The 22,726-nt window shown below is 72.5% G+C and carries 18 protein-coding genes; 14 read left to right on the top strand and 4 right to left on the bottom strand.

Features of this window, described 5'->3' with window-relative positions:
- Positions 1-353 precede the first annotated feature (353 nt).
- Complete coding sequence (gltB, locus tag ACIQZN_RS16825) at positions 354-4,913, top strand: glutamate synthase large subunit (RefSeq protein ID WP_403993630.1); 4,560 nt, start codon at positions 354-356, stop codon at positions 4,911-4,913.
- Positions 4,906-6,366: a glutamate synthase subunit beta gene (locus ACIQZN_RS16820; RefSeq protein ID WP_403993627.1), complete on the top strand. Its 1,461-nt coding sequence runs from the start codon at positions 4,906-4,908 to the stop codon at positions 6,364-6,366. Before gltB ends, ACIQZN_RS16820 begins: the two co-directional genes overlap by 8 nt.
- 118 nt (positions 6,367-6,484) lie before the next feature.
- Here ACIQZN_RS16820 and ACIQZN_RS16815 read toward each other — a convergent pair whose 3' ends face one another.
- The gene (locus ACIQZN_RS16815) at positions 6,485-7,705 is read right to left on the bottom strand and encodes an SLC13 family permease (protein WP_403993624.1); all 1,221 of its coding nucleotides are present in this window, start codon (positions 7,703-7,705) and stop codon (positions 6,485-6,487) included.
- A 65-nt stretch (positions 7,706-7,770) separates the two neighbouring features.
- Between ACIQZN_RS16815 and ACIQZN_RS16810 the strand changes: the two genes are divergently transcribed.
- The 3 genes from ACIQZN_RS16810 (at position 7,771) to ACIQZN_RS16800 (ending at position 10,293) form a co-directional block, all read left to right on the top strand.
- Entirely contained in the window at positions 7,771-8,256 is a 486-nt protein-coding gene (locus tag ACIQZN_RS16810) for a pyridoxamine 5'-phosphate oxidase family protein (RefSeq protein ID WP_403993621.1), read from the top strand.
- A 206-nt stretch (positions 8,257-8,462) separates the two neighbouring features.
- Positions 8,463-8,666, top strand: coding sequence for a cold-shock protein (locus ACIQZN_RS16805; protein WP_018104519.1), 204 nt, complete (start codon positions 8,463-8,465; stop codon positions 8,664-8,666).
- A gap of 88 nt (positions 8,667-8,754) precedes the next feature.
- Positions 8,755-10,293 carry a DEAD/DEAH box helicase gene (locus tag ACIQZN_RS16800; RefSeq protein ID WP_403993617.1) on the top strand — a complete coding sequence of 513 codons (1,539 nt, stop codon included), beginning with the start codon at positions 8,755-8,757 and terminating at the stop codon, positions 10,291-10,293.
- A 76-nt stretch (positions 10,294-10,369) separates the two neighbouring features.
- Here ACIQZN_RS16800 and ACIQZN_RS16795 read toward each other — a convergent pair whose 3' ends face one another.
- Together ACIQZN_RS16795 and ACIQZN_RS16790 are read right to left on the bottom strand one after the other, a co-directional pair.
- A complete protein-coding gene (locus ACIQZN_RS16795; protein ID WP_403993614.1) occupies positions 10,370-11,254 on the bottom strand; it encodes a hypothetical protein in 885 nt (294 codons plus the stop codon).
- A 72-nt stretch (positions 11,255-11,326) separates the two neighbouring features.
- Positions 11,327-13,108 carry a glycoside hydrolase family 35 protein gene (locus tag ACIQZN_RS16790; protein WP_403993611.1) on the bottom strand — a complete coding sequence of 594 codons (1,782 nt, stop codon included), beginning with the start codon at positions 13,106-13,108 and terminating at the stop codon, positions 11,327-11,329.
- A 124-nt stretch (positions 13,109-13,232) separates the two neighbouring features.
- Here ACIQZN_RS16790 and ACIQZN_RS16785 point away from each other — a divergent pair, with 124 nt between their 5' ends.
- Together ACIQZN_RS16785 and ACIQZN_RS16780 are read left to right on the top strand one after the other, a co-directional pair.
- Positions 13,233-14,111: an AraC family transcriptional regulator gene (locus ACIQZN_RS16785; protein WP_073968255.1), complete on the top strand. Its 879-nt coding sequence runs from the start codon at positions 13,233-13,235 to the stop codon at positions 14,109-14,111.
- A 19-nt stretch (positions 14,112-14,130) separates the two neighbouring features.
- Entirely contained in the window at positions 14,131-14,469 is a 339-nt protein-coding gene (locus tag ACIQZN_RS16780) for a chorismate mutase (protein ID WP_018104524.1), read from the top strand.
- Between the two features lie 36 nt (positions 14,470-14,505).
- Here the strand turns inward: ACIQZN_RS16780 and ACIQZN_RS16775 are convergent, their stop codons facing one another.
- A complete protein-coding gene (locus tag ACIQZN_RS16775; protein ID WP_403993607.1) occupies positions 14,506-15,936 on the bottom strand; it encodes an MFS transporter in 1,431 nt (476 codons plus the stop codon).
- Positions 15,937-16,282: 346 nt separating this feature from the next.
- Here ACIQZN_RS16775 and ACIQZN_RS16770 point away from each other — a divergent pair, with 346 nt between their 5' ends.
- The 7 genes from ACIQZN_RS16770 to ACIQZN_RS16740 all read left to right on the top strand — a co-directional run bounded on the left by ACIQZN_RS16770 (position 16,283) and on the right by ACIQZN_RS16740 (position 22,719).
- On the top strand, positions 16,283-17,767 hold the full coding sequence (locus ACIQZN_RS16770) for an aldehyde dehydrogenase (protein WP_403993604.1): 1,485 nt from the start codon (positions 16,283-16,285) through the stop codon (positions 17,765-17,767).
- A gap of 38 nt (positions 17,768-17,805) precedes the next feature.
- Positions 17,806-18,753 carry a VOC family protein gene (locus ACIQZN_RS16765; RefSeq protein ID WP_403993601.1) on the top strand — a complete coding sequence of 316 codons (948 nt, stop codon included), beginning with the start codon at positions 17,806-17,808 and terminating at the stop codon, positions 18,751-18,753.
- Positions 18,750-19,589 carry an aspartate dehydrogenase domain-containing protein gene (locus tag ACIQZN_RS16760; RefSeq protein WP_403993598.1) on the top strand — a complete coding sequence of 280 codons (840 nt, stop codon included), beginning with the start codon at positions 18,750-18,752 and terminating at the stop codon, positions 19,587-19,589. The genes ACIQZN_RS16765 and ACIQZN_RS16760 overlap by 4 nt, the downstream gene beginning before the upstream one ends.
- On the top strand, positions 19,586-20,371 hold the full coding sequence (locus ACIQZN_RS16755) for an alpha/beta fold hydrolase (protein ID WP_403993595.1): 786 nt from the start codon (positions 19,586-19,588) through the stop codon (positions 20,369-20,371). Before ACIQZN_RS16760 ends, ACIQZN_RS16755 begins: the two co-directional genes overlap by 4 nt.
- Before the next feature lie 40 nt (positions 20,372-20,411).
- The gene (locus tag ACIQZN_RS16750) at positions 20,412-20,933 is read left to right on the top strand and encodes a cupin domain-containing protein (RefSeq protein WP_403993592.1); all 522 of its coding nucleotides are present in this window, start codon (positions 20,412-20,414) and stop codon (positions 20,931-20,933) included.
- Complete coding sequence (locus tag ACIQZN_RS16745) at positions 20,933-21,691, top strand: SDR family NAD(P)-dependent oxidoreductase (protein WP_403993589.1); 759 nt, start codon at positions 20,933-20,935, stop codon at positions 21,689-21,691. The genes ACIQZN_RS16750 and ACIQZN_RS16745 overlap by 1 nt, the downstream gene beginning before the upstream one ends.
- A gap of 224 nt (positions 21,692-21,915) precedes the next feature.
- On the top strand, positions 21,916-22,719 hold the full coding sequence (locus ACIQZN_RS16740) for an SDR family oxidoreductase (RefSeq protein ID WP_403993586.1): 804 nt from the start codon (positions 21,916-21,918) through the stop codon (positions 22,717-22,719).
- The last annotated feature ends 7 nt before the right edge of the window (positions 22,720-22,726 follow it).

Here is a 22,726-nt window from a genome sequence, read left to right as displayed (position 1 = left end):
GCCACGCGTGTGACGTACGTCTTGGCCCGCGCCCCTGGGCGCGACCGCACCGCGCACCGTAAAATGAGTCTCTATGCAGGGCTGCACATAAGTAGCCATTACCCGGCGGTTTCGTTTTCTCCGCCACCGGGCATGAGCCGTAGACACCGCAGGCAACGACGCCTGCTCTCCGCGTCTCCCGGGCGCCGATCCTCCGACAGCGACCCACTCCACCGTCGTCGACGGTGTCCGCATGTTGGAATGGTTCATCCGCTTTTTGAGAAGCGCCCCATCATGTAATCTGCACGAAATTTCGCAGAGGGCCAACGTCGTCCCTCGGCACTGCATATGCCACGACGACGACGGGAGAGCCGATGCGCACCGACGCCTGGTCGCCCATGGACGGTCGCCCCGCCCCCCAGGGGATGTACGACCCCCGCAACGAGCACGACGCCTGTGGCGTGGGGTTCGTAGCCACTCTGACCGGTGTGCCCGGCCACGAGATGGTCGAGCAGGCTCTGACCGTGCTCCGCAACCTCGAACACCGCGGTGCCACCGGATCGGAGCCCGACTCCGGTGACGGTGCCGGCATCCTGCTCCAGGTCCCGGACACGTTCCTGCGCGCCGAGGTCCCCTTCGCGCTCCCGGAGGCCGGCGGCTACGCCGTCGGCATCGCCTTCCTGCCCGCCGACGACTCCACCGGCGCCGTCCGCGAGCTGGAGAAGATCGCCGGCGAGGAGGGCCTCACGGTCCTCGGCTGGCGCGAGGTCCCGGTCACCCCGGACATCCTCGGCAACGGCGCCCGCGCCACGATGCCCGAATTCCGCCAGCTCTTCGTCTCGGACGGCGAGAGCACCGGCATCGCACTGGACCGCAAGGCGTTCCTGCTGCGCAAGCGCGCCGAGCGCGAGGCCGGGGTCTACTTCCCGTCGCTCTCCGCCCGCACCATCGTCTACAAGGGCATGCTCACCACCGGTCAGCTGGAGCCCTTCTTCCCGGACCTCTCCGACCCCCGGTTCGCCACCGCGGTCGCCCTGGTCCACTCGCGCTTCTCGACCAACACCTTCCCGAGCTGGCCGCTCGCCCACCCGTACCGCTTCGTCGCCCACAACGGCGAGATCAACACGGTCAAGGGCAACCGGAACTGGATGAAGGCCCGCGAGTCCCAGCTCGCCTCCGGCCTCTTCGGTGACGCGCCGCTCGACCGGATCTTCCCCGTCTGCACCCCGGACGCCTCCGACTCCGCGTCCTTCGACGAGGTCCTGGAACTGCTCCACCTCGGCGGCCGCTCGCTGCCGCACTCGGTGCTGATGATGGTCCCCGAGGCGTGGGAGAACCACGACTCGATGGACCCGGCCCGCCGCGCGTTCTACCAGTACCACTCCGCGATGATGGAGCCCTGGGACGGCCCGGCCTGCGTCACCTTCACCGACGGCGTCCAGGTCGGCGCGGTCCTCGACCGCAACGGTCTGCGCCCCGGCCGCTACTGGGTCACCGACGACGGCCTCGTCGTGCTGTCCTCCGAGGTCGGCGTCCTGGACATCGACCCCGCCAAGGTCGTCCGCAAGGGCCGCCTCCAGCCCGGCCGCATGTTCCTCGTGGACACCGCCGAGCACCGCATCATCGAGGACGACGAGATCAAGGCGTCCCTCGCCGCCGAGCACCCCTACCAGGAGTGGCTGGAGAGCGGCGAGATCGAGCTGGAGGACCTCCCCGAGCGGGAGCACATCGTCCACACGCACGCCTCCGTCACCCGCCGCCAGCAGACCTTCGGGTACACCGAGGAGGAGCTGCGCGTCATCCTCGCCCCGATGGCCCGCACCGGCGGCGAGCCCCTGGGCTCCATGGGCACCGACTCGCCGATCGCCGCGCTCTCGGCCCGGCCCCGGCTGCTGTTCGACTACTTCACCCAGCTGTTCGCGCAGGTCACCAACCCGCCGCTGGACGCCATCCGCGAGGAGCTCGTCACCTCGCTGCGCTCCGTCCTCGGCCCCTCGGGCAACCTCCTGGAGCCGGGCGCCGCGTCCTGCCGCAGCGTCGCGCTGCCCTTCCCGGTGATCGACAACGACGAGCTGGCCAAGCTCATACACATCAACGCCGACGGCGACATGCCGGGCATGAAGGCCGCCACGCTCTCCGGCCTCTACCGGGTGCACGGCGGCGGCGACGCGCTGGCCGCCCGGATCGAGGAGATCTGCACCGAGGTCGACGCCGCCATCGAGGACGGCGCCCGCCTGATCGTCCTCTCCGACCGGCACTCCGACGCCGAGCACGCGCCGATCCCCTCGCTGCTGCTCACCTCCGCCGTCCACCACCACCTCATCCGCACCAAGCAGCGCACCCAGGTGGGCCTGCTGGTCGAGGCCGGTGACGTCCGCGAGGTCCACCACGTCGCGCTGCTGATCGGCTACGGCGCCGCCGCGGTCAACCCGTACCTCGCCATGGAGTCCGTCGAGGACCTGGTCCGGGCCGGCACCTTCATCGAGGGCATCGAGGCCGAGGACGCCATCCGCAACCTGATCTACGCGCTGGGCAAGGGCGTCCTGAAGGTCATGTCCAAGATGGGCATCTCCACGGTCGCCTCCTACCGCGGCGCCCAGGTCTTCGAGGCGGTCGGCCTCGACCAGTCCTTCGTGGACCGCTACTTCAACGGCACCGCCACCAAGATCGGCGGCGCCGGTCTCGACGTCGTCGCCAAGGAGGTCGCCGCCCGGCACACCAAGGGCTACCCGGCCTCCGGCATCTCCGCCTCGCACCGCGCGCTGGAGATCGGCGGCGAGTACCAGTGGCGCCGCGAGGGCGAGCCGCACCTGTTCGACCCGGAGACGGTCTTCCGCCTCCAGCACGCCACCCGCAACCGCCGGTACGACATCTTCAAGAAGTACACGGACCGGGTGAACGAGCAGTCCGAGCGGCTGATGACGCTCCGCGGCCTGTTCGGCTTCACCTCGGACCGCCCCTCGATCGACATCGACGAGGTCGAGCCCGCCTCGGAGATCGTCAAGCGGTTCTCCACCGGTGCCATGTCCTACGGCTCCATCTCGCGCGAGGCCCACGAGACCCTCGCCATCGCGATGAACCAGCTGGGCGGCAAGTCCAACACCGGTGAGGGCGGCGAGGACGCCGACCGGCTCTACGACCCGGCCCGCCGCTCGTCCATCAAGCAGGTCGCCTCCGGCCGCTTCGGTGTCACCAGCGAGTACCTGGTCAACGCGGACGACATCCAGATCAAGATGGCCCAGGGCGCCAAGCCCGGCGAGGGCGGCCAGCTGCCCGGCCACAAGGTCTACCCGTGGGTCGCCAAGACCCGGCACTCCACCCCGGGCGTCGGCCTGATCTCCCCGCCGCCGCACCACGACATCTACTCCATCGAGGACCTGGCTCAGCTGATCCACGACCTCAAGAACGCCAACCCGCAGGCCCGCATCCACGTGAAGCTGGTCTCCGAGGTCGGCGTCGGCACGGTCGCGGCGGGCGTCTCCAAGGCGCACGCGGACGTGGTCCTCATCTCCGGCCACGACGGCGGCACGGGCGCGTCCCCGCTGACGAGCCTCAAGCACGCGGGCGGCCCCTGGGAGCTCGGCCTCGCCGAGACCCAGCAGACCCTGCTGCTCAACGGCCTGCGCGACCGCATCGTCGTCCAGACCGACGGCCAGCTCAAGACCGGCCGCGACGTCGTCATCGCCGCGCTGCTCGGCGCCGAGGAGTTCGGTTTCGCGACCGCGCCGCTCGTCGTCTCCGGCTGCGTCATGATGCGCGTCTGCCACCTCGACACCTGCCCCGTCGGCATCGCCACCCAGAACCCGGTGCTGCGCGACCGCTTCTCCGGCAAGGCCGAGTACGTCGTCAACTTCTTCGAGTTCATCGCGCAGGAGGTCCGCGAGCTCCTCGCCGAGCTCGGCTTCCGCACGATCGAGGAGGCCGTCGGCCACGCCGAGCTGCTGGACACCGACCGCGCCGTCACGCACTGGAAGGCGCAGGGCCTGGACCTCGCCCCGCTGTTCTACGTCCCCGAGCTGCCCGAAGGCGCGGTCCGGTACCGGAACACCGAGCAGGACCACGCCCTCGACAAGGCCCTCGACAACGAGCTGATCAAGCTCGCCGCCGACGCCCTCAAGGCCGACAGCCCCGAGACCGCCCAGCCGGTCCGCGCGCAGATCGCGATCCGGAACATCAACCGGACCGTCGGCACGATGCTCGGCCACGAGGTCACGAAGAAGTTCGGCGGTGCGGGCCTGCCCCAGGACACCATCGACATCACCTTCACCGGCTCCGCGGGCCAGTCCTTCGGCGCCTTCCTGCCCAGCGGTGTCACGCTGCGCCTGGAGGGCGACGCCAACGACTACGTCGGCAAGGGCCTGTCCGGCGGCCGCGTCGTCGTCCGCCCCGACCGCGGCGCCGACCACCTCGCCGAGTACTCCACCATCGCGGGCAACACCATCGCCTACGGCGCCACCGGCGGCGAACTGTTCCTCCGCGGCCGCACCGGCGAGCGGTTCTGCGTCCGCAACTCCGGCGCCACCGTCGTCTCCGAGGGCGTGGGCGACCACGGCTGCGAGTACATGACCGGCGGCCACGCCGTGGTGCTCGGCGAGACCGGGCGCAACTTCGCGGCCGGCATGTCCGGCGGTGTCGCGTACGTCATCGACCTCGACCGCGACAACGTCAACGCCGGCAACCTCGGCGCGGTCGAGGAGCTGACCGACACCGACAAGCAGTGGCTGCACGACGTCGTGCGCCGCCACCAGGAGGAGACCGGCTCCACCGTCGCCGAGAAGCTCCTCGCCGAGTGGGACACCGCCGTGGCCCGCTTCAGCAAGATCATCCCGTCCACCTACAAGGCAGTGCTCGCCGCCAAGGACGCCGCTGAGCTCGCCGGTCTCTCCGAGCAGGAGACCACCGAGAAGATGATGGAGGCGGCGACCAATGGCTGACCCCAAGGGCTTCCTGACCACCGGCCGCGAGGTCGCGCAGACCCGCCCGGCCGGTGAGCGCGTCAAGGACTGGAACGAGGTCTACGTCCCCGGCTCGCTGCTCCCGATCATCAGCAAGCAGGCCGGCCGCTGCATGGACTGCGGCATCCCGTTCTGCCACAACGGCTGCCCGCTCGGAAACCTCATCCCCGAGTGGAACGACTACGCCTACCGCGAGGACTGGACCGCCGCGTCCGAGCGGCTGCACGCCACGAACAACTTCCCGGAGTTCACCGGGCGGCTCTGCCCCGCCCCGTGCGAGTCGGCGTGTGTGCTCGGCATCAACCAGCCGGCCGTCACCATCAAGAACGTCGAGGTCTCGATCATCGACCAGGCGTGGGACCGCGGCGACGTGACCCCGCAGCCGCCCGAGCGCCTCTCCGGCAAGACCGTCGCCGTCATCGGCTCGGGTCCGGCCGGCCTCGCCGCCGCCCAGCAGCTGACCCGGGCCGGTCACACGGTCGCCGTCTACGAGCGCGCGGACCGCATCGGGGGCCTCCTCCGGTACGGCATCCCCGAGTTCAAGATGGAGAAGTCGCACATCAACCGCCGCATCGAGCAGATGCGCGCGGAGGGCACCAAGTTCCGCACCGAGACCGAGATCGGCCGGGACATCGACGCCGCGAAGCTGCGCCGCCGCTACGACGCCGTGGTCATCGCCGCCGGTGCCACCGTCTCGCGCGACCTGCCCGTCCCGGGCCGGGAGCTGAACGGTGTGCACTTCGCGATGGAGTACCTGCCGCTCGCCAACAAGGTGCAGGAGGGCGACCTGACGGTCTCCCCGATCACCGCCGAGGGCAAGCACGTCGTCGTCATCGGCGGCGGCGACACCGGCGCCGACTGCGTCGGCACCGCGCACCGCCAGGGCGCCCTGTCCGTCACCCAGCTGGAGATCATGCCGAAGCCGGGCGAGGAGCGGAACACCAACCAGCCCTGGCCGACCTTCCCCATGCTCTACAAGGTCACCTCCGCGCACGAGGAGGGCGGCGAGCGGGTCTACTCCGTCTCGACCACCCACTTCGAGGGCGACGAGGACGGCAACGTCCAGGCCCTCCACCTGATCGAGGTGGAGTTCAAGGACGGTAAGCTGGAGCAGAAGCCCGGCACCGAGCGGGTCATCCCCGCGCAGCTGGTCACGCTCGCGATGGGCTTCACCGGCACCGACCAGGCCAACGGCCTGGTCCAGCAGTTCGGTCTGGAGCTCGACGAGCGCGGCAACATCGCCCGCGACGCGGACTACGCGACCAACGTCGACGGCGTCTTCGTCGCCGGTGACGCGGGCCGCGGCCAGTCCCTCATCGTGTGGGCCATCGCCGAGGGCCGCTCCGCGGCGCGCGGAGTGGACCGCTTCCTGACCGGAGCCAGCGCCCTGCCGGCCCCGATCCGCCCGACGGACCGTTCCCTGACGGTCTGATACGGCACACAGACGTCCCGCACAACGGCGTGCGGAACTGAACGCGGCGCCTGCCCGTCCCCGACCGGACGAATCGGCAGGCGCCGTGGCGCGTCCGGGGACAGGTGGCGCCGGGGGCTCAGACGGTCAGCGCCAGCGCGCAGGTCGCCGCCGCCGTCGCCGTGACCGCGAGGACCAGGCCGGTCAGCGCGAAGCGCCGTACGCCGATCCGCGTCCCCTGGAACCGGCACCGCTCGAACCACAGCAGCGTCGCCAGCGACCCCCACGGGGTGACCAGCGGGCCCGCGTTGACCCCGATGAGCAGGGCCAGCAGCTGGTGGTGGTTGTCCGCCGGGACGACCGCCTCGCCCGCCACGTACGCCGGAAGGTTGTTCAGTACGTTGGCGAGCCCGGCGCCCACCCCGGCGGTGCGCAGCATGCCCGCGAGGCCGTCGTCCGAGCCGAGCGCCCGCACCAGCACCTCGTGCAGCCCGTGCGCGTTGACCGTCTCCACCACCAGGAACATCCCCGGCACCAGGACCAGCAGCCGCCACGGGACCAGCGAGAGCCGCAGCTCCTCGCGCCGCCGCACCGCGTACGCCGCCACCACGACGACCATCGCCACCAGCGAGGCCGACCACAGCGGCACGTCCACCACCAGGATCGCCAGCAGGAACCCGGCGCACGCCACCGAGCAGACCCCCAGCAGCACCCGGTCGTCGGGCGAGGGCACGGGCGGCGGGGTGTACGAGTCGGCGCCGCGCCGGCCCCGGCGCCAGTAGAAGACCCACAGGCACAGCGCCGTCATCCCGATCGCGGCCAGCTGCGGCAGCCACATCACCCCGGCCAGACCGGCCGGGGACAGCGCCACCCGGTCCGCCGCCAGCAGATTGGTCAGATTCGATACGGGGAGCAGCAGGCTCGCCGTGTTGGCCAGCCACACCGTCGTCATCGCCAGCGGCACCGCCGCGATGCCCACCCGCCCGGCCAGCGCCAGCATCACCGGGGTGAGCAGCACGGCCGTCGTGTCCAGATTCAGGGTGATCGTGGTCAGCGAGGCGAACGCCACGCACAGCCCGAACAGCAGCGGATAGCGCCCCCGCCCGGCCCGCGCCACCCACGCCGCGACCACGTCGAAGACCTGGGCCCGGCCCGCCAGCTCCGCCAGCACGATCACCGTCGCCAGGAACGCGAGCAGCGGCCCGATGCGCCGCAGCTGGTCCTCGGCGGGACCGGAAGGCAGCAGCCCGGTCGCCGCGGCGATCACCCCGAGCAGGAGCAGCCCTCCGGCCAGCCAGTCCAGGGGATGCAGCCGCCGCACCAGGGCACGCGAGCGCTCCGTGAAGTGATCATTCCGCATGCGCTCATCGTGTCAGACCGGAATACCGGACAGGGGATGACGGGATTCTCCGGTTCCATGAGTCCATGACCACCAGCACCTGGACCGACTTCCGCACCGCCGAACCCGACTTCGCCGACACCGTGCGACGGAGGTTCGCGCAGTACAAGCACCATGTCCTCGCCACCCTCCGCAAGGACGGATCGCCCCGGCTCACCGGCCTGGAGGTGGACTTCTGGGAGGACGAGCCGCACCTCGGCATGATGCCGAACTCCCGCAAGGCCCTCGATCTGCGCCGCGACCCCCGCTTCAGCGTGCACGCCAACCCCGGGCCCGACGCCGAGCTGGCCGACGGGGACGTCCGGATCTCCGGGCACGCCGTCGAGGTGACCGACCCCGCCGTCCTCGCCCGCTTCGTCGAGGGGCGCACCCCGCCCGAGCCCTTCCACCTGTTCCGCGTCCGGCCCACCGAGGTGGTGCGGGTCGGCCTGGAGGGCGGCGACACCATGGTCATCAGCACCTGGCGCCCGGGCCGCCCGCTGCGCACGATCCGCAGGGGCAACGACGGCTGATCGGACCGCCTCCCGACATCCGCCGCCGGGTCGTGCTACGGTGGTGGCGTTGCAGTTTTGGTACCCATGAACTTTATGTGCGCCTGACGGGAATGCTTCGTCAGGCGCTTTATTGTTTTCCGGCTTTCTCCGGATGGGGCTCAATGCGGCGACTTGGAATTCGTAAAGTGCGAATTTCCGGCACTGCACCTCCTTAGGAGATCGACATGGCTACTGGAACCGTGAAGTGGTTCAACTCTGAAAAGGGCTTCGGCTTCATCGAGCAGGACGGCGGCGGCGCCGACGTCTTCGCCCACTACTCGAACATCAACGCCCAGGGCTTCCGTGAGCTCGTCGAGGGCCAGAAGGTCAGCTTCGACGTCACGCAGGGCCAGAAGGGCCCGCAGGCGGAGAACATCGTCCCGGCCTAATTATCGCCGGACGCGTACCTCGCAGCCGGGGCCCGCACCGTCAAGGTGCGGGCCCCGGCTCGTGCTGTCCCAGGAGGACAATCCCGATATGACCCGCTCCGAACGCCAGGACCGTCCCGCCCGCAACCGCCCGTCCAGGGCGCGCGGCACGGACCGGGCACAGGCAACCGCACAGGGTTCCGGCAAGGGAACCGGAAAGGCGTCGCCCCGTCGCAGGGCCACGCCGCCGCAGGGCGAATTCGCGCTGCCCGAGACCATCACCCCCGCACTGCCCGCCGTCGAGGCGTTCGCCGAGCTGGACATGCCCGCCGCCCTGCTGAAGACCCTTGCCGCGCAGGGCGTGACCGAGCCGTTCCCGATCCAGGGCGCCACACTGCCCAACTCGCTGGCCGGCCGTGACATCCTCGGCCGGGGCCGCACCGGCTCCGGCAAGACCCTCGCCTTCGGGCTCGCGCTGCTGGCCCGCACCTCCGGCCGCCGCGCCGAGCCGAAGGCCCCCCTGGCCCTCGTCCTCGTCCCGACCCGCGAGCTCGCCCAGCAGGTCACCGACGCGCTGACGCCGTACGCCACCTCGGTCAACCTGCGCCTGGCCACGGTCGTCGGCGGCATGTCGATCACCCGGCAGTCCGCCACGCTGCGGCGCGGCGCCGAGGTGCTGGTCGCGACCCCGGGCCGGCTCAAGGACCTCATCGAGCGCGGCGACTGCCGACTGGACCAGGTCGCCATCACCGTCCTGGACGAGGCCGACCAGATGGCCGACATGGGCTTCATGCCCCAGGTCACCGCCCTGCTCAGGCAGGTCGAGGCGGGCGGCCAGCGGATGCTGTTCTCGGCGACCCTGGACAAGAACATCGACCGCCTGGTCAAGATGTTCCTGACCGACCCCGTCGTGCACTCCGTCGACCCGTCCGCCGGTGCGGTCACCACCATGGAGCACCACGTCCTCCATGTCCTGGACGAGACCGACAAGAAGGCCGTCGCGACCCGGATCGCCGCCCGCGAGGGTCGCGTGATCATGTTCGTGGACACCAAGCGTGCCGCGGACCGCTTCGCCAAGCGGCTCCTCGCCAGTGGGGTACGCGCTGCCGCGCTGCACGGCGGGCGCTCGCAGCCGCAGCGCAACCGGACCCTGGACCAGTTCAAGAACGGCCAGGTCACGGCTCTCGTCGCGACGAACGTGGCGGCCCGGGGCATCCACGTGGACGACCTCGACCTCGTGGTCAACGTGGACCCGCCGACCGACCACAAGGACTACCTCCACCGGGGCGGCCGCACGGCCCGTGCCGGTGAGTCCGGCAGTGTCGTCACCCTCGTCCTGCCCGACGAGAAGCGCGACATGACCCGTCTGATGCGCGACGCGGGCATCGACCCGCGCACCACGCGCATCCGCTCCAGTGACGAGGAGCTGACCCGCATCACGGGCGCCCGCGAACCGTCCGGCGTCGCGGTGGTCATAGAGGTCCCGCAGCCGACGCAGCCCAAGCCGCGTACGCGGCCGGCAGGTACGGGCACTCGCTCGGGCAGCCGCGGCCGGGGCCGGGGGGCCGGTGCGTCCCGCAGCGCAGGTGCGTCCCGCAGCGCCGGTGCCTCCAGGGGCACCGCGCAGCGCAGCCGCCGCGCCGCGTAACACCCCGGGGGCGCTGCCCCCGGACCCCCGCTCCTCAATCGCCGGAGGGGCTTGATTTCCTCCGGCGATTGACCGGTCACGTCGTGCAATCCAGCACCGCGCGACACAGCGCGCACCGCACCCGTACCCGCCCCCGCACCGGGACCCGGTTCCGCTGATGGCAGACCGGGCACGGGAACGCCACGCGCAACCCGTCCCCGCCCGCCTCGAAGGCGTACGACCCCTCGGGCCCCCCGGACGCGGCCCGCCGGTCCCGCGCGTACCGCCGGCGCCCCGCCCACCCCGCGGCCGTCAGCGGCGGCTGCCCCGCATCGCGCAGCGCCCGCGACCGCCCCTCCTCGTACGCGGTGTACGCCTGCGGACTGGTGAACCACGGCGAGGGGTCCTCGCCGAACACCAGCGCCCGCTTGGCCAGCACGTACCCGAACTCCTCCGGCGTCAGGTACCCCAGCTTCTGGCTGGACGTCGCGTCCTCGCGGAACGCGTCGAGGAGCAGCCACCCCGCGCCCAGGTACGCCGCCGCCGTGTCGGTCAGGATCTCGTTGTCGCGGGTGCCGGGGAACTCCAGGCCCAGCCGGTGCAGCAGCACATGCGCGACCTCGTGCGAGAGGGCCGCCCCGGTGTCCCGGCGATGGGTGCGGAAGCGGTCGTTCAGCTCCACGAAGTACTCCGGCCCCGCCGCGAGTTCGACGCTGCCCGCGTGCTCCATCGACCGGAACGCCACGATCACCCGGGCGTCCGGCAGCCGGTAGTGGTGCACCATCGCCCGCGCCACCCGCTGCGCGCCCAGGTGCAGATCGTCCGCGTCGGCGAACGCGGCGTCGACCGGGGCGAGGCTCGTCGCGAACCGCTGGATCCCGTCGGCCGACAGCCTCCGGTACAGCGCGGTGATCGCCGAGCGGACCGTGTCCAGATGCGGGAACCCGTGCGCGACCGGGCTGCGGCGGGGGCTGTCCGGCACGTCCGTACCCCCGCTCCTCGCTCCGGGCCCGACTCCTCACCAATGTAGACCCGGAAGCGCGCCCCGGGGTTGTCAGCCGCCGGTACGGACCGGCAGCCCCGGGCCCAGCCGGACGAACGGCGCGCCCGCGCCCTCCGTCTCCAGCACCCACACCTCGTTGACCCCGTCCCGCAGCACCGGCCCCGGCACGTACAGCGTGTGCTGCGGGCCCGCCGACCAGTACCGGCCCAGGCAGAAGCCGTTCACCCAGACGAACCCCCGCGTCCAGCCCGGGAGTTCGAGCCCCGCGTGGTCCGCCCCGGCCGCCGTCTCGAACGTGCCCCGGTACAGGCCCGTCCCGCCCTCCCCGTCGACCGGCGCGAACGGCACGCCCGCCACCGCGCCCGGCTCATCGAACGCGTCAAGCCGCAGCGCCCGCGCCCGTACCCCGTGCAGATACTGGCGCTCGTGGAGCACGCCCCCGGTGATGCCCTTCGGCTCGCCCAGGCGCGGCCCGTAATTGACCCGGCCCAGCGACTCCACCCACAGCTCCACCTCGGCGGGCCCCGCCACCGGCTCCTCCAGGGCGGAGGCCCCTTCGCTCAGGACACCCCGGCGCACCCCGTCCACGTACACCACCGCCCGGTCCCGCAGCCCCGAGACATCGAGCGGGTACGGCCGGCGCGGACCGGGCACGGCGACCCGGTAGCGGACCAGGCCGCGGTCAACCCCCAGCTCCTCGAACGTCGGCGGCACCCCGGACTCCGCCGCCTCCTCGTCGCCCAGCGCCTCCAGCACCGTGTGCAGCGGCGCCCACTCGGTCAGCTCCGCCCGGACCGGGGCGGCGAGCCCGACGGGCTCCGGCGGGAGCGGGGGCAGCGGCCCGTCCGCGTACCCGGCGAGGACCTTCCGGAACAGCCGGAACTTCTCGGTGGCCCGGCCGTACTCGTCCACCGGCGCGTCGTAGTCGTACGACGTCACGGTCGGCAGCAGCTCCTGATCCTGGAGCGGCCCGGAACGGTTCGCGCCCGCCCAGCCGGCGAAGTTGGTGCCGCCGTGCGCCATGTAGACGTTCACCGACGCCCCGCACTCCAGGATCTCCGCCAGCGCACCGGCCGCCTGCGCCGGATCGCGTACGACCGGCGGTGCGCCCCAGTGCTCGAACCAGCCGCACCAGAACTCCATGCACATCAGCGGACCCGACGCCTGGTGGCGGCGCAGCACCCGGAACGCCTCACGGGCGTCCGAACCGAAGTTGGCGGTGGCGAGCAGACCGGGCACCGAGCCGCCGGTGAGCATGTGGTCCTCCGGCCCGTCCGAGGTGAACAGCGGCACGTCCACCCCGTACGCGCGCAGCAGCTCGGTCACCCGGCGGAGATAGACGGCGTCGGTGCCGTAACTCCCGTACTCGTTCTCGGCCTGCACCATGATCACCGGGCCGCCGCGGTCGATCTGCCGCTCCGCGACCTGCGGCAGCAGCTCGGCGAACCAGGCCCCGACCGCGTCGAGATACCCCTCGTCGCGGGTCCGCACCCGGCGCCCGAACCGGCCGGTCACCCAGGCGGGCAGTCCGCCGTTCTCCCACTCCGCGCAGATGTACGGGCCCGGGCGCACGATCGCCCACAGACCGGCCCGGTGCGCCGCGTCCAGGAAGCGGCCCAGCGCCCCGGTGTCCCGGAAGCGGCCGGGCCGGGGCTCGTGGAGATTCCACGGGACGTACGTCTCCACGCAGTTCAGGCCCATCGCGCGCAGCATCGCGAGCCGGTGGTCCCACTGGCCCTCGTGCACCCGGAAGTAGTGCAGGGCCCCGGACAGCAGCCGTACGGGCTTCCCGTCGATCCGGAAGCCGTCGTCCCCGACGGTGAAGTCAGCCATGGTGCCCGTTCTCCTGATGCGCGGAATGTCTCGGTCCAGCCTCAGCCCTGGCGTGCGGCCGGTCCATGGACAAAGATCTTGGCTGTTTGGACGCGAGTTGCCCGGATCGGGCGAGAGGGAGCCCATGTACCACACCTGGATGCGCTTCTTCACGCCCAGCCCGCTCCACCACCGCCTCGGCCTCGTCTGCCTCGGCGTCGGACTCCAGCACGGCACCCTGCCGACCGTCGGGCCGCGCACCCTGGACCACCATGTGGCCGTCGTCGTCCACTCGGGCAGCGGCTGGTTCGCCGGGCCGGACGGGCGGCGGGTCCCGGTCACCGCGCCCAGCCTCATCTGGCTGACCCCGGGCACCCCGCACCACTACGGCGCCGACCCCGCGACCGGCTGGGACGAGAGCTTCGTCGACTTCACCGGGCCCGCCACCGCCACGTACACCGAGCTCGGCTACATCGAACCCGACCGCCCCCTGGTGCCCCTCGCCGACACCGCGGCCCCGCGCGCCGCGATCGGCCGGATGGTCCGGGCCGCCCGGCGCGGCAACCCGCTCCTGGAGGTGGAGACCGGGGCCGCCGTGCACGAACTCCTCGTCGCCCTGCGCCGGGCCCGCGCCGACGTCGGCCCCGACGGGGACCCGGTGCTCCAGGCGCTCGCCCGGGACGCCTTCCAGCCGCTGTCCGTCGCCGAGCACGCCGCCCGGCACGGGATGACCTCCGCCGAGCTGCGGACGGCGGTGCGCCGGGGCGCGGGGTGCAGCCCGAAGGACTACCTCCTCACCATCCGGCTCGGGCGCGCGAAGGAGCTCCTCGCCACGAGCGACCTGCCGGTCGCGGCCGTCGCCCGCCGCGTCGGCTACGACGACCCGGCCTACTTCTCCCGTCTCTTCGCGCGGCGCGTCGGCATCGCCCCGGTCCGCTTCCGCGAACAGCAGGGGCGTACGGTCCCGGGCGGCTGGAGCGACCGCGTCCCGGACCCCGAACACCCGCCGACGATCTCCTCGTAGCCCCGTAAGCTCGCTGCCCATGACCACGAACGACATCGACGCCTCCGTACGCGTCGAACTCGACCGGCTGCGCCAGAGCATCGACAACATCGACGCCGCCGTCGTCCACATGCTGGCCGAACGCTTCAAGTGCACCCAGCAGGTCGGCCACCTCAAGGCCGCCCACCAGCTCCCCCCGGCCGACCCGGCCCGCGAGGCCCGCCAGATCACCCGTCTCCGCGAGCTCGCGGAGAGCGCCCACCTCGACCCGGCGTTCGCCGAGAAGCTGCTCAACTTCATCGTCGCGGAGGTCATCCGCCACCACGAACGCATCGCGGAGGAGTCCGCGAACGGCACGGAGGCGACCGGGGGGCGTTAGTCTCCCCGGCCGCCTCCGCGCGCCCACGCCCGTCCGTCAGGGCGAGATCTCCTCCAGGGGCCGGTTCGCCGTCTCCTCCGCCAGGGTGCCGGCGACCACCGCGCCGAGCACCGCCACCGCGGCGAGCATCACGAAGACCGCGACGACGCTGTCGTTCGCCGCGTAGACGACGCCGACCAAGATCGGGCCGAGGATCACGCCCAGGCGGTTGACCGCGCCGCCGACGCTGCACCCGAGCGCCCGCATCCGGGTCGGGTACAGCTCCGGCGTGTACAGGTACAGGCAGATGTTGGAGCCGAAGAAGCCCACCGCCGACAGCGAGGTCCAGATCAGCACCTGGACCGGGGAGCCGGCGCCCAGCGCGGCCAGGGTGAGCAGCAGGGCCGCCGAGGCGCCGAGGCAGATCGCGAAGACCTTGCGGCGGCCCAGGACGTCCACCGTGAGCGCGACGATCAGACAGCCGAGCAGACCGGCGACCGAGGTCACCGTGGAGTAGAGGAGGGCGTCGGAGAGGCCGAGGCCGTACTCGTCCTTGTAGATGCTCGGCAGCCAGGACGTCACGCCGTAGTTCACGAAGTAGCCGGTGAACCAGATCGCGCCGACGACCAGCGTGCGGCGCCGGTAGCGGCCGGTGAACAGGCCGCGCAGGCCGGTCGCCGCCCGCTCCGCGTCGGTGGCCGCGGCGGCCGGCGCCTTCTCCGGGGTGCTCGCGGCGCCCGGCGCCGGAAGCGGCCGGCCCGTCGCGGCCGCCACCTTCGCCTCGATCCCGGCCATCACCGCTTCCGCCTCCGCGAGCCGCCCCCGGTCCGCGAGCCAGCGCGGGGACTCCGGGACGCGCCGCTGCACGAGGAAGGCCAGCAGGCCGGGGACGGCGGCGACCGCGAACATCGTGCGCCAGCCCGCCGCCGGGACGACCCAGGCGGCGACCAGCGCGCCGACGGTGAGGCCCGCCGGGAAGACCAGCTCGTACAGCAGGACGAAGCGGCCCCGCTTGAAGCTGCGCGTGATCTCGCTGATGAACGCCGCCGCCACCGGCACCTCGCCGCCGATCGCGAGCCCCTGCACGAACCGGAGTGCCAGGAACGGGGTGAGCGAGGTGCAGGCGGTGAGGGCCAGGCTCACCAGGCCCGACACGGCGACGCAGTACGCGATGACCTTCACCCGGCCGTAGCGGTCGGCCAGCCGCCCCGAGAGCAGGGCGCCGACGAGCATCCCGACCGAGCCGACGGTCAGGACGGCCGTGGCGTCACCGGTGCTCAGGTGCCACTCGTCCCGCAGCTCGGGCAGCGCGTAGGCGATGAGCAGCTGGTCGAACGCCTCGAAGAAGGTGACCACGCCCACGATCAGGCGGACGGTGACATGCCAGCGGGAGGGCGGCAGCCGCTCGAACCGGGCCGCGATGGCGGTGCGGGTGGTGCCGGCGGGCGAGGGGCCCGGCGCGGCGTCCTGTGAGATGTCGGTGCTCATCCAGGGTTCCTCCTGCTCCGCGGGGGGCCCGGAGCGGTTGGGGGAGCCAGGTGTACGTGTTCGCAGAGGATGCGGTGGGCCGAGCGTACGGGTGGGGGAGCGGTACGCGGTGCCCGTGAGGCGGTGACATCGCCCACGAACCTCTGTAAGCACCTAGCTTCTTAGGGCTTAAGTTCTATCGGTCCGGGGGTGGCGGCCGTCAAGGGCCGGGGAGCAAAAGACTTTTTGACCGGGCTTTTTGTCCAGGGGGGCTTGCGGGCAATTACTTAAGTGCTTAGCTTTTTAGCCCTGAGGTACCCGGCTCCGGCCGGACCGCGAACCGATCACGACCGCAGGAGGCCAACCGATGCTTGCCGACGAGGTGTTGGTCGCAGGACAGTGGCGCCAGGGCCGTGGCGCCCCCATCGAGACCACCGACCCGGCCACCGGCCAGGTCATCGCCACCGTGCACGCCGCGTCCCTCGACGACGTCGAGGAGGCCGCCGCCGCAGCCACCCGGGCGGCCCGGGACCCCGCCTGGCGCGAGCTGCCCGCCCACCTCCGGGCCCGGCTGCTGCACCGCGTCGCCGACCTGATCGAGCAGGCTGCCGACCGGCTCTCCGCCCTCCAGACCGCCGACACCGGCAAGTGCCGCACCGAGACCCGGGCCCTCGTGCTCAGCGCCGCCGGCACCTTCCGCTACACCGCCGCCGCCCTGGAGACCGCCGAGGACGCACTCACCCCGGCCCGCGGCCCGTACCTCACGATGAGCGTCCACGAACCCATCGGCGTCGTCGGCGCGATCACCCCCTGGAACTCGCCGATCGCCAGCGACGCCCAGAAGCTCGCCCCCGCCCTCGCCGCCGGCAACGCCGTCCTCCTCAAGCCCGCCGAGTGGACCCCGCTGGTCGCCCTCGCGCTCGGCCGCCTGGTCCACCAGGCCCTCACCGAGGCCGGACTGCCGACCGCCCTGCTCTCCGTCCTGCCGGGCCGGGGCAGCGTCATCGGCGACGCGATCGTCCGCCACCCCGCCGTCGGCAAGGTCACCTTCACCGGCGGTACGGAGACCGGCCGCACCCTCGCCCACGCGGCCGCCGACAAGCTGATGCCGGTCTCGCTCGAACTCGGCGGCAAGTCCCCGACGATCGTGCTGGAGGACGCCGACCTCGAACAGGCCCTCGCCGGCGTGATGTACGGGATCTTCTCGTCCAGCGGCCAGAGCTGCATCGCCGGTTCCCGTCTCTTCGTGCACCGCTCCCGCTACGAGGAGTTCCTCGGCGAGCTCGTCGCCCGTACGGAGAAGCTGCGCGTCGGCCCCGGCACCGACCCGGACACCCAGGTCGCCCCGCTGGTCCACCACCGCCACCGCGACAGCGTCGCCGCCCATGTCGACCTGGCCCGCGCGGAGGGCGCCACCGTCCGGTGCGGGGGAGCGGCGCCCGAGGGCGAGCGCTACCGGGACGGCGCCTACTACCTGCCCACCGTCCTGGACGGCCTGCCGAACACCGCCAGGGTCTGCCGGGAGGAGATCTTCGGACCGGTCCTGGTCGCCCTGCCCTTCGAGGACGAGGACGACCTCGTCGCCCAGGCCAACGACAGCGTGTACGGGCTGGCCTGCGGCATCTGGACCCGCGACCACGCCCGCGCCTGGCGCCTCGCCCGCCGCATCGACGCGGGCACCGTCTGGATCAACACGTACAAGCAGTTCAGCATCTCCACCCCGTTCGGCGGGCTGAAGGACAGCGGCATCGGCACCGAGAAGGGCCGCGACCTCATCCGCGGCTACCAGCGGCAGAAGTCCCTCTACTGGGCCACCGACACCACCCCGCTGCCCTGGGCCGCCGCCCACTGACACCGCACGCGCCCCACCCACCCGAGCGGGAGGACCCCATGCCCCACGACCACCCCCACGACCGGCCGATAGCCCGGCTCCGCGCCCTGCGCTCCGTCGAACTCCACACGCCCGCCCTCACCGAGTCCGCCGACTTCTACGCCGAGGTCTGGGGCCTGGAACCCGTCGAGCGCGACACCGACGCCACCTGGCTGCGCGGCACCGGCGAGGAGCACCACGTCCTGCACCTCACCCGCGCCGAGCGCAACGGCCTCGGCCGCATCAGCTTCGCCGTCGCCACCCCCGCCGAGATCGACGAGGCCGCCCGCCGCCTCCTCGCCCGTGGCATCGTCCCCGTCGCCGGACCCGGCCCCCTCGACCAGGTCGGCGGCGGCTACGGACTCCGCTTCACCGACCCCGAGGGCCGGCTGATCGAACTCAGCGCCCAGACCCACGCCGTCACCCCGCGCGGCCGGGACGGCGCCGTCCCCGTCGGCGTCACCCACACCGTCCTCAACACCACGGACATCGACGCGGCCGTCGCCTTCTACACCTCCGTGCTCGGGCTGCGGGTCTCCGACTGGTCCGAGCACCAGATGGCCTTCCTGCGCTGCAACGCCGACCACCACTGCATCGCCTTCAACCAGGCCGAGTGGGCATCCCTCAACCACGTCGCGTACGAGATGCCGTCCGTCGACCACTTCATGCGCGGCCTCGGCCGGCTCCGCCACCACGGCATCACCCCGCAGTGGGGGCCCGGCCGGCACGGCCCCGGCAACAACACCTTCTCCTACTTCACCGACCCGGCCGGACTCGTCTGCGAATACACCTCCGAGGTCGCCCAGATCGTGGAGGACGCCTGGATCGCCAAGGTCTGGCGCCGCACCCCCGACCTCTCCGACCTCTGGGGCACCGCCGGACCCCCGTCCCCCGGAATCCGCCGCCACATGGCCGGCACCCCCGACCCCGGACCCCTCGCCACCACACCGGAAGAGGTGACCGCGTGACCACCGTCCTCAACCCCCGCCCGGACACCCCCGCCCGCCCCGGCCCCACCGTGCGCCGCGTCGCCCTCGTCGGCTGGGGCGCCATCGGACGCGTCGTCGGCACCGCCCTCGCCGAGGGGCGCGTCCCCGGAGCCGAACTCACCTGCGTCATCGACAACCGGCCCCTCGTGGACGCCCCCGCGCCCCAGCTCTCCTTCGAGGACGCCCTCGCCGTCTGCGACCTCGTGGTCGAGGCCGCCGGCCAGGCCGTCGTACGGGAATGGGCCGAGCGCGTCCTCACCAGCGGCGCCGACCTGCTCATCGCCTCCACCGGAGCCCTCGTCGACCCCGAACTCACCGCACGCCTGCGCGCCGCCGGACCCGGCCGCGTCTACTTCACCGGGGGCGCCGTCGGCGGCCTCGACCTCCTCCAGGCCGTGCGCGGACTCGGCCCCCTCAGCTCCGTCACCCTCACCACCACCAAGCTCCCCGCCACCCTCCACCAGCCCTGGATGGACGAGGAGCTGACGGCCCGGCTGCGCACCGCCACCGAACCCGTCGAGGTCATGCGCGGCACCGCCCGGGACGTCCCGGTGAAGTTCCCCAAGTCGACCAACGTCGCCGCCTCGGTCGCCCTCGCCACCGGCGACCCGGACCTGGTCGAGGTCGTCGTCGTCGCCGACCCGGACGCCACCCTCACCCGGCACGTCATCGAGGCGGCGGGCCCGCACGGCAGCTACCGCTTCGAGGTCGCCCACCGCCCCGACGCCGCCAACCCCGCCACCAGCCAGGTCGTCCCGCACGCCGTGCTCCGCAGCCTCGGCGCCGTCGTCGGACGGGCGGGGCAGATCCTGTGACCGGCGCGATCCACACCCGCGAAGCCGGCGACCCCGACGCCCCGCTCCTGCTCTGCCTGCACGGCATCGGCTCCTCCTCCGCCGCCTTCGCCCCCCAGCTCGACGGCCTCGCCGACCAGGTACGGGTCGTCGCCTGGGACGCCCCCGGCTACGCGGACTCCGCCGACCCCGACCACGCCCCCGGCCTCGACGGCTACGCGGACACCGCCGCCGCCCTCATCCGGGAACGCGGCGGCCCCGCCCACGTCCTCGGCGTCTCCTGGGGCGGCGTCATCGCCCTGCGCCTCGCCACCCGACACCCGGACCTCGTCGCCTCCCTGATCGTCGCCGACTCCAGCCGGGGCTCCGGCACCGACCCGGACAGGGCGAAGGCCATGCGCGCCCGGGCGGCCCAGCTCGCCGCCGAAGGGCCCGAGGCGTTCGCCGCCGCCCGAGGGCCCCGGCTCGTCTCGGACGGCGCGCCGCCCGAACTCGTCGCCCGCGTCGTCGCCACCATGGCCGCGTCCGTCCGCGGCCCCGGCTACGGATACGCCGCCGAGGCCATGGCGGACGCCGACCTCACCGACGACCTGGCCGCCATCACCGCACCGGCCCTCGTGCTCTGCGGCGAACAGGACACGGTCACCGGCACCGCCGAGTCCCAGGCCATCGCCGGGGGCCTGGAGAAATCCGTCTACGTCACCCTCTCCGGCGCCGGGCACCTCGCCAACCAGGAACGCCCCGAGGCATTCAACGCCTGGGTCCGCGCCCACCTCCACGTCGTCGCCCGCGTACCCGCGTAACGACGCCCCCACCCGCCCCGACCGAACACAGGAGCATCCCGTGCCCATCGACAAGACCCCGTACGAGAACAACGGCGACCTCGCGAAGTTCACCGACTCCCTGATCGCCACCAAGGACTCCCGCGAACCCGACTGGAACACCCTCTCCTTCCAGGAGAAGGCCGGCGCCCAGTACCGCCGCGCCCAGATCCGGTACGTCGGCTCCGGCGCCACCGGCAACCACGAGGGCGACAACCGCATCCTGCCCTCGGGCGGCTTCACCCTCTCCAACATGCTGCTCCCGCCGGGCGCCGAGGGCCCCGAGCACACCCACCACGACGTGGAGGAGGCGTTCTTCGTCCTGGAGGGGCAGGTCAGGGTCGGCGTCCACCGGGGCGCCGACGAGACCGAGTACCGCACCCTCGGCTACCGGGACATGATCGTCGTCCCCGCCGGAGTGGCCCGCTCCCTCAAGAACGAGGGCGACACCGACGCCCTGTTCTGCGTCATCATCGGCACGCGGAAGCCGCAGGTGCCGACCTACCCCGAGCACTCGCCGATGCACGGCGTCACCCGCGACTGATGGCCGCCGACGACACCCCCCGCACGGTCGTCGTCACCGGCGCCGGCCGCGGCCTCGGACTGGCCGCGGCCCGCCGGATCGGCGGCGACGGACACCGCGTCGTCATCGCCGAACTGGACGAGGCCACCGGCCGGCAGGCGGCCGGGAAGCTGCGTGCCGACGGCATCACCGCGGACTACCACCCGCTCGACGTCGCCGACCCGGACTCCGTCGCCGCCCTCGCCGACACCCTCGCCGGTGACGGCAGCCGGCTGTACGGGCTGGTCAACAACGCCGGACTGGCCAACGCGGTGGGCGGCAAGCCGTTCCACGAGATCGACGTCGAGGCGTGGGACCGCATCATGACGGTCAACGCGCGCGGGCCCTGGCTCGTCGCCCGCGCCCTCCTCCCGCTCATGCGGGCCCACGGCGCCGGACGCATCGTCAACCTCGCGTCGGACGCCGCGCTCTACGGTTCGCCCCGGCTCGCCCACTACATCGCGTCCAAGGGCGCCGTGATCTCCCTGACCCGGGCGATGGCCCGCGAGACGGGCGACTTCGGCATCACGGTCAACGCGGTGGCGCCCGGCCTCACGGAGGGGGAGTCCGCCGTGGACATCCCCGCCGAACGCCACGAGCTGTACCGGCTGAACCGGGCGATCTCCCGCCCCCAGCAACCGTCCGACCTGGTCGGCCTCATCGCCTTCCTCATCGGCGAGGAGTCCGGCTACATCACCGGCCAGACGTTCGCCGTGAACGGCGGCTTCACGATGCAGTGACCCCTGTCCGGCGGTGTGTCCTCAATCGCCGGACGGGCTTGATTTCCCCGGCCGCTCCGGCCCGCGAATCCAGGCCCACCCGGCGCACCCAGGCCCGTCCGCCACCTCAAAGCCCGTCCGCCACCTTCAAGCCCGTCCGGCGATTGAGGACAAGGCAGTTCAAGCCCGTCCGGCGATTGAGGTCACCCCCCACCGCCCGCACCCACCCGCAAGGAGCCGCACCCATGGACCTCCACCTGGAAGGCCACCGCATACTCGTCACCGGCGGCAGCTCCGGCGTCGGCCTCGCCACGGTCCGCGCGCTCCTCGCGGAGGGCGCCCGCGTCGCCACCTGCGGCCGCCGCCCCGACGCCCTCGCCGCCGCCCTCGACGGCCTCGCCGGGCCCGACACGCTGTACCACGCCCCCTGCGACGTCACCGACGAGGCCGCCGTACGCGCCTTCACCGACGCCGCCGCCGACCACTTCGGCGGTCTCGACGGCCTCGTCAACAACGCCGGCGCCTCCCGGATGAAACCCTTCGCCGAGACCACCGCCGCCGACTGGCGCGAGGAACTGGAGCTCAAGTTCTTCGGCGTCCTCAACCCGCTGAACGCCGCCCTGCCCCACCTCCGCGCCTCCGGCGCCCCCCGCGCCCCCCGCGCCGCCTCCGTCGTCAACATCAACGCGGTCCTCGCCAAACAGCCCGAGACCCGGCTGATGACCACCAGCGCCGCCCGCGCCGGCATCCTCAACCTCTCCACCTCGCTGTCCAAGGAACTGGCCCCCGACGGCATCCGCGTCAACTCCGTCTGCCTCGGCCTCATCGACACCGGGCAGTGGGAACGCCGGTACGCCGCCTCCGGCTCCCCGCTGGACTACCCCGCCTGGCAGGCGGAACTGGCCGCCGACCGGGGCATCGCCCTCGGCCGCCTCGGCAACGCCGACGAAGTCGCGTACGCCGTCACCGCCCTCCTCTCGCCCCGCGCCTCGTACATCACCGGCACCACCGTCGACGTGTGCGGTGGCGTGAACCGCGCGGTCGCCTAAGCCATCC

The sequence above is a fragment of the Streptomyces sp. NPDC097595 genome, from assembly GCF_044761525.1.
Taxonomy (GTDB): Bacteria; Actinomycetota; Actinomycetes; order Streptomycetales; family Streptomycetaceae; genus Streptomyces; species Streptomyces drozdowiczii_A.
The sequence above is the reverse complement of the archived record's forward strand: the minus strand, read 5'-3'. Positions and strand labels throughout refer to the sequence as shown.